This window comes from Marinobacter sp. MBR-105 (assembly GCF_053628895.1).
Genome location: NZ_JBRJHG010000026.1, coordinates 19,970 through 27,270, shown reverse-complemented (window position 1 = coordinate 27,270; position 7,301 = coordinate 19,970). Strand labels below are relative to the sequence as shown.

General features: G+C 52.5%; 5 protein-coding genes and 1 pseudogene. 5 read left to right on the top strand and 1 reads right to left on the bottom strand.

Going from position 1 to position 7,301, the window contains the following annotated elements:
* Positions 1 to 250 (top strand): annotated as a pseudogene (locus tag ACSSVV_RS20135) (IS1380 family transposase); the annotation flags it as partial.
* Positions 251 to 984: 734 nt separating this feature from the next.
* On the opposite strand, the gene ACSSVV_RS20130 reads toward ACSSVV_RS20135, so the two are convergent.
* The gene (locus tag ACSSVV_RS20130; protein WP_454106908.1) at positions 985 to 1,896 is read right to left on the bottom strand and encodes an ADP-ribosylglycohydrolase family protein; all 912 of its coding nucleotides are present in this window, start codon (positions 1,894 to 1,896) and stop codon (positions 985 to 987) included.
* A gap of 133 nt (positions 1,897 to 2,029) precedes the next feature.
* On the opposite strand from ACSSVV_RS20130, the gene ACSSVV_RS20125 reads away from it, so the two are divergent.
* The 4 genes from ACSSVV_RS20125 to ACSSVV_RS20110 all read left to right on the top strand — a co-directional run bounded on the left by ACSSVV_RS20125 (position 2,030) and on the right by ACSSVV_RS20110 (position 7,300).
* A complete protein-coding gene (locus ACSSVV_RS20125; RefSeq protein WP_454106907.1) occupies positions 2,030 to 2,914 on the top strand; it encodes a metallophosphoesterase in 885 nt (294 codons plus the stop codon).
* A gap of 68 nt (positions 2,915 to 2,982) precedes the next feature.
* Positions 2,983 to 4,629, top strand: a complete 1,647-nt coding sequence (locus tag ACSSVV_RS20120) for an AAA family ATPase (RefSeq protein WP_454106906.1) — start codon at positions 2,983 to 2,985, stop codon at positions 4,627 to 4,629.
* 18 nt (positions 4,630 to 4,647) lie between these two features.
* Entirely contained in the window at positions 4,648 to 5,379 is a 732-nt protein-coding gene (locus tag ACSSVV_RS20115) for a hypothetical protein (protein ID WP_454106905.1), read from the top strand.
* A gap of 103 nt (positions 5,380 to 5,482) precedes the next feature.
* Positions 5,483 to 7,300, top strand: coding sequence for a hypothetical protein (locus ACSSVV_RS20110; protein ID WP_454106904.1), 1,818 nt, complete (start codon positions 5,483 to 5,485; stop codon positions 7,298 to 7,300).
* The last annotated feature ends 1 nt before the right edge of the window (position 7,301 follow it).

The following is a 7,301-nucleotide window of genomic DNA, read 5'->3' as shown; positions in this document are numbered from 1 at the left end:
CCTGGTCATGGCCTTCGCGACGATGGGTTACAACGTGTTGCGCTGGATGGGTCTGCGACTGACCGGCCCGGATGCACCGGTTCGCCACCCGGCCAGGCGTCGCCGCCTGAGAACCGTGATGCAGGAGATCATGACCATGGCCTGCCGCCTGGTGCACAGTGGCCGGCAGTGGATCCTGCGATTTGGCCGACACTGCCCAGGCTTTGCGGTTTACCGCGATCTTTATCGGGGCCTTGCTTCCGCCGGATAGGCCAACTCAACCACTGGCAAAAAACAATCCTCCCGGAATCCTCTGCCGGGACAGCCCGCTATTGCCTAAACACTGCATACTGGTTATTTATCAACCAATCTCGAACCATCGGTTGCTCCCGCTCTTTGCTTCCTGACCTCAAAGTCAGAATCTCACCCAGTTATCGCCTCTTGTTGGCGCAGAGGTGGGCTTGACGGGTATATTGGCGAGCGAAGTCACTGATTCAGGAATACGATTTAAGTCGCCCCGGTGACAGCATTCAGTATCAATATGACCGAGATGCTCAGCGTCGGGATCAGATGAACTCAGATCCCCGCCGCAAACAGGATCGCAAGCAGAATCAGTTTGGAGGCGGGATTAACAATGGCTGGGGACAGTAAAACCAAAAATTTCAGGCAAGCCTAAGCTAATGAACTATATCTTCTACCTAAATTTATAAAAATCACTGCAAACGGCCAATCACTGCCATTGTGCGATAAAGCTTCTTTGGAATATGCTTGGACGCACCCGAAACCCAGTCAAACCGAAAACCTTGGATGATAACACCTGAGTAAATGCTAATAATACGAAAAGCTCAGGTGCTATTACTCTTTGCGCTATGACAGCCAGTAAAAACTTACTCAGGACAAGTTATTGAACTATAATAATTTGTCCTGAGTATCTTTATGGCGTTGATCCTGTATCGGGTCCACACAGGGTTGAGAAAATCCGGATCATTGTCTCGCTAAATTGTCCTATTCAACTGTTAAGTATAGATTCTCAAGCCCTTGCCCGCTTTCCACCATAAAATCCTTCCAAACAACCTTTCTCAACCAACGCTCCGGTATCGCATCTCTGCCCCAAGCCGCCCCAGCTATCTGCCCAGTCACTGCCCCCACGGTATCGGCATCGTCACCAAGGTTAACTGCGGTTATCAGCGCGTCTTCAAAACACTCGGAGTGATAGCAGCTCCACAAAGCGGCCTCGAGCGTGTCGATAACGTATCCACTGGATGAAATGTCGTTCCGGCTGAAGTGCTTGAAGAAACCGTTTTTGATGCGGCCGATGGCCATACCTCGCTCGTTAGTATCTGGCAGGTTTTCCAGAACCGATTTAAGCGCCTCCCCTTGCTTTAAGCGCCAGAGGATTGCCGCCATTAGCTCTGCCGCGTCGAGACAATCGGCACTGGCATGCGTGGCACGGCTGCTATGTCCTGCAAAAGCCAATGCATCGTCATAACTTGCTGCAGCGGCAACTGCGGGCGCAAGCCGCATGATGGCGCCGTTTCCGCTGGCAAACGGGTTGTCTGTTCCGGCGAACCTAACTTGGGTTCGCGAGAAACGGCGCAGTGCATCGCGGGTTGTTTGGCCAATATCGATGCACTTTTCCTGGCAGGCCATGTAGCCTTCATTCATCCAGCGTGTGTATCGGGTCAGCTGGTCCCGAGTATCGAAGCTCTTCGTTTCTATCAGGCTACGTGCCAGGCAAAGTGCCATAGCTGTATCATCCGTCCATTCACCGGCCTTCACATGAAACGCGCCTCCGCCGGTCACCTCGGTATGCAACGGGAAGCTGTCCCGGCGCCGGAATTCAACCGTTGTACCCAAGGCATCGCCAACGGCCAAACCTAGAAGTGTGCTTTCACCAAAGTTCTCAATTCTGGACATAACGCTCTCCTGTGTCAGTGCAAACAGGTTAGCGCCGAGCTCCGTCAATTCGTGTCGCACCAGGCAATACGGTGGATGCGTCATAAGTTGACGCATGGAGAGGCCATACTGGAACCAACAACCGGAGATCGCCATGACCAGCACACAATCACAGAACACCACATACGACATCATCGGTGACGTGCACGGCCACCAGGAAAAGCTCATTACCCTGCTTCAAAAACTCGGCTATAAAAAAGAGAAGAATGTCTGGAAGCAAAACGGCCATCAGGCCGTCTTCGTGGGTGATCTAATCGACAAGGGCCCAAAAGCCGCAGAGGTACTGAAAACTGTCAAAGCCATGGTAGAAGCGGGATCAGCAGTCATGGTAGTTGGCAACCACGAGCTAAACTGGATTCAGGATGCGGCGGACCATACCAGCGATATCCTGGCATTCATGGATGCTACCGAGAAGCACCACAGCCGTCGCCAGCTGACCGAGGCGTTCAAGTACCAGATCGAGGAGTTGATCGAGACCTTCAATTGGCTCCGTAATCAGCCGATGTATATTGATCAGCCGGATCTACGTGTCGTCCATGCTTGTTGGGACGAAGAGGCCATCGCCACTCTGAAAACCGCAGGCATTGAACGACTTGACCAGATCGCACTCGCTGGATATCGCGATACTTATTCAAAGATCTATCTGGCCATCGATCGAGTTGTGGCCGGCTGCGCACACCAGTTTCCGTCGAAACTGGCTGATAATCCCAACTTCCGCAGCACCCGGTTCCGCATCAAATGGTGGCCAGAGGATCGTGTGTCGATTAACCCTATCGAGATCCAACCTGCACCCGCGAAAGTGCAACTACCAAAAGACCAGCCACCGGTTTTTTTCGGCCACTACGCCATGGTGGGCACCCCGGATATTCTTGGTAGCAATGTGGCAGGCCTGGACTACTCTGCCGCTTACGGAGGCCAACTTGTTGCCTATCGTCACGAGCCGGGGCAACCGCTTGATCGCGCACACTTTGTTACCTAAAGACAGTGCTCCTCAAAGACTCGCTCTGCTAACCTGTTTCGCCAATACAAACTTATAAGGACGTTGTTTTGGCGAAACTGATTCCTTCCTTTGAATCCATCGAACAGGATGCCCTGCCCAACAGTGAACGGCGGGTACTGCAACACCTGAACAACCTGGATTTTCCGGGCTTGGAAGTTTATTTCAGCCTGCCCCTGGTAAGGGAAAAGAAGCAAGGTACGTTTCGTAGCGAAGCGGATTTCATTCTTTTCCACCCCAACCACGGCATACTGGTCTGGGAGGTCAAAGGCGGTGGCATCTCCTACCGGAACAACCAGTGGTATTCGCAAAACAACCGGGGTATCCACCCGATCAAAGATCCGGTTAAACAGGTCGATGGCGCGATCAGCGACATTATCACCCGCATTAAACGAAACGCCCGGGACGGGCTTTTGTTGCCCATCGGCCGGAATCTGGTATTTCCGGATACGGTGGCCCAGGATGTCGTCCTGCCGCTGGGTTTGTTGCGAGAAGACATTATTGATTACCAGGGACTAAAGAATCTTGATCAAGCTGCATTGATCGAACAATTCAAACGTTGGCCCCAGCAGGACAAGCTTCCGATAGCGAAAGCAGACGCCACGTTTGTTCGTGACAAAGTCCTTAATCCAACATTCCATCTCGCCCCGGCCATTGAGGCCAGAGTGGACCAAATAGAATCTACGCTGGTACAACTCACCAACCAGCAGGTTTGGGCACTCGAACTACTGCGTTTTGTGCCACGGCTGACTATTACCGGTGGGGCTGGTACTGGTAAGACATTGCTGGCGAGACAAAAAGCCAGAGATCTGGCGACCGATGGTCAAAGGGTACTGGCTCTGTGCTTTAACACAGCTCTGGCATCCCATATCCATGATACACTGGAAGAAGCTGATGAAAGCCTTGATGGCTCCATTACCGCGTCCAGCTTCCACGACTTTGCCAGAGATCTGATCGAGAGAGCTGGTCTCCCCTGGAGCCCGCCGGACGCTGCCGAAGAAAAGCCCGCCTTTTACGAAGAAACGGTGCCTACACTGCTCGCCGACGCCGCAGAAAAGCTCCAGCCGAATTACGACGCACTGCTGGTCGATGAAGCACAGGATTTTCATCCACTGTGGTGGATGGCTCTGGATGCAGTGATGACACCAGAGGCAAAAGTCGTTTTATTTGCAGATCCGTCCCAGAATCTCTATGGGCGAGACTTTGAAATCCCTTCAGACGTATTCACCGGGATGCTGCCCTATCCTTTCCAACTGATGCACAACTGCCGTAATTCATTCGAAATTGCCCTGTGGCTAAGCAACCGTTTTGCCTACGCAAGCATTCCCGCGCCGCATCTACCCGCGGCCAACGAACCGGTAAGAGAGCATCAATGGAAACACATCGACGACCAAACCGCACAATTAATCCAGGCATGGTCTCAGCTAAAAGAACGGGGCATCAAAGCTGATCAGCTCGCCGTTTTAAGCCCATACAGGCCAGAAAACTCTGGTGGTATCCGCGCTCTGAAAGAAGCATTTCCCGAGGAGAATTTCGTAGTCAGCACCATCAGTGCCTACAAAGGCCTTCAAACACCCTTTGTTTTCTTGGTCGATATGGACACAGGCAGCTTCGCCTCCCGGGAGGACCTTTGGTACGTGGGTGCGACGCGAGCGACTGTAGGGTTACAGACGTTCTCAAAGCATGAGAAAAGTTAATTATCACGGGATTACCCTATGACTTGGAACGCCATTCGAGGCTGCGGGAAAGTCCGCGAAGTCCACAAAAGAATTCCACTAGAAACCGGCAAAATTAAAACCGGAGAGTTCCTGAATGAAATCCTCCGGGAGTTTGCGAAAGTGTCTACCTTGGCCTTCGATAATATTGGTGACCTCCTGTTTGCGTATCGTGAGCGCCAACTGAGTTCCATCCTTCTTCCTGCGTTCTACAACTTGGGATACAGCGCGATGCAGGAGGTACCCACACGCCGGCGTAATCGGCTGGGCGTTGATAATCACGGTTGGCTGGATTATTGGGTTCAAAAGGATAACAAGTGGACCTATTTAATCGAGGCAAAGCATGGCAAGCATTGCTTTAATCGGCCTCTTACTGATCGTAATCACAGAATTATTCAATCATCCATCAGGCAACTAAGGGGCATTGAAGGGCCCAATCTTGCAGAACTTAGCTATGACGGTAAGGGCTTTAAGATCGCACTAACTATCCTGCCCAGATATCGCACCATGGGTCGTGTCACAGACGATGATCTGTATATTTCTAATCCGACAAAAACCGATGAACTTGAGTCCACCATGGATTTGTTAATTGGTGGGCTAGCCGCTGAATCCAGTTGGGTCGGAGTTTGGAGCCTGCCGCGTCGAATGCAGTTTTCAATCCCTGCAAGCTGGAGTGAATCTCGAATGTTAACGTATCCCGCTGTTGCACTCGTCGCCACGGTAGTGACCTAGCCATTTTCCAAGAGTGCCAAGATTAATCTTCGTGGCTCTAACGTCATAGCCTGTCGCACCCCTCCCCCATAATGACTACACGTCAGCAAAAGAGGGGGACTGAATGGCCGACTACGAGGATTACATCACCAGAGATACCGCAGGCGGTGCGAGCATTGCCGGCTTTCCGGGTACGGCGCTTGAAGTGGATGAGCCGGGCGTATTTGCACTGGATATTCTGGACGCGCCGAACCTGGAAACCATTCATATCAAACGTCTTAAGCCCCTCAAACGCCCTCATCTGGTGCTTAGTAACCTGCCGGATTTGGCGACAGTTAATCTACCCGCCGGCCATCCCGGTGCGATTGTTCATTTCAATTCCGAGAAATCCCCAAAGGGCTTCGTCATCAGTGGCATGGTCAGCGAGATTGACGCTGCTTGGGACACGGTTCAAACACGCCTGGAATCGGCCCCCAATCATCACCATTGGAGTCGAGTGCTGTGCTCACCGGCCACTGAAAAGCCTGCAGAGCCGTCCGGGAATGGCTTGGTCATGGTAACCGGTGATATGCCACTGGAGCACGATCAACTTACTCTTGGTGCTGGCAATGACTGGCTACTGCTCAACGTCGGTGGCCTGCGCCACGTGCAAGTGAGCACCTCCGGCAAAGCCGTCTTTCAGCAGGTTCCGCATCTTCGCACCATCAATGGTTCCGGGCATGGCCTGTTACTGGAAGTCTATGCCGCCCCTGCCTTAAAAAGGATCTCAGGCACCGGTGAACGGGTCATCGTCTACCAGAAACAGGCGGTGGCAAAGGAACTGACCATTGCAGATAACTGGAAGCACGCGCGCATCCACAGCAAAACCCTGCGGAGTCTCAATTTCCCTGCTGGCGAGAGCCTGACCCTGTATCACTGCAATAAGCTCCAGCATGTAAATCTGCCATTGGGCATGGATGTAGAGTGCTTTGGGGCGTTGCCGGCCCCTTTGATGGCCAGTGCCAGGTTCTACTTTGATGAATCTTCGCTAAATACCTGTATGGAGCGGTTCAGGAACGGTGACACAGATCAGCTTTCCGGCATCCTCAGCATTCTGGCCAACGCCCATGAGCGTGAGCAGGTTGTGCTGAGCCTGCAAAAGATCCAGGAACTGTGTGAACACGGCGTTGCTCCGGAATTAATCTGGCAGACCCGCCGAGAGCTTGCCGCTCGCCATCGTGATAACCGTGGAAAATCCAGGGCAGCCAAACGACCTTTCAATGAAGCGGCCATGGTCAAAGCAGACCTCTACTGGCATTGGAAATTCCCGACAGACCTCGCTCCCCAAGGCTGGGAAGCAGATCTGAAAATCTGGCAATACTGCCACCGAGCCGTACCTGCCGCTGCGGACTATGCCGACATCATTGCCTGCACCTGCTGCAGTGATGAAGCTTTCGAAACGCTGCTGCGCCTCGCTCTTAACGGTGAGGATTACGACGACGTTCATCGCCTGGCCATCCGATGCATCAGCGAATATCTGAGTAAAGGTGATGACTACCTGCTTAACCGAAATCGCAGCCAAGAACGGGATCCAACCCTTCGAATCATCCGGCTGACTCTCCGGGAAGGGATTTCACACGACGATCAGCGCACCGTTATCACCTTCCTGTGTAACGTGCTGCCACTGAAAACTCTTGTGAAGTCCGTGCCACCGATTGTTCATATGTGCCCAGGTGTGTTCCGGGGCGTACTGATGGCTATTTCCCGAAAACCCGACGGCTGGTTTACCCAACGCATCGGCACATTCCCGTTTTACAAGCAGAGCAACAAAATCAATGAGTACCGTCAAAAGCTGATGCAGATTGCTCTGACCCCCTGTGTTTCAGACGAAGAAGAGGAAGACGACGAAGACAACAATATCGTAACCGGAAACACCTATTCACTGTTTGAAGGAGATGCCTGAT

Coding starts and splice junctions, on each gene's coding strand:
- ACSSVV_RS20130 (WP_454106908.1), bottom strand. CDS start 1,896: ATGTCCAGAATTGAGAACTTTGGTGAAAGCACACTTCTAGGTTTGGCC.
- ACSSVV_RS20125 (WP_454106907.1), top strand. CDS start 2,030: ATGACCAGCACACAATCACAGAACACCACATACGACATCATCGGTGAC.
- ACSSVV_RS20115 (WP_454106905.1), top strand. CDS start 4,648: ATGACTTGGAACGCCATTCGAGGCTGCGGGAAAGTCCGCGAAGTCCAC.
- ACSSVV_RS20110 (WP_454106904.1), top strand. CDS start 5,483: ATGGCCGACTACGAGGATTACATCACCAGAGATACCGCAGGCGGTGCG.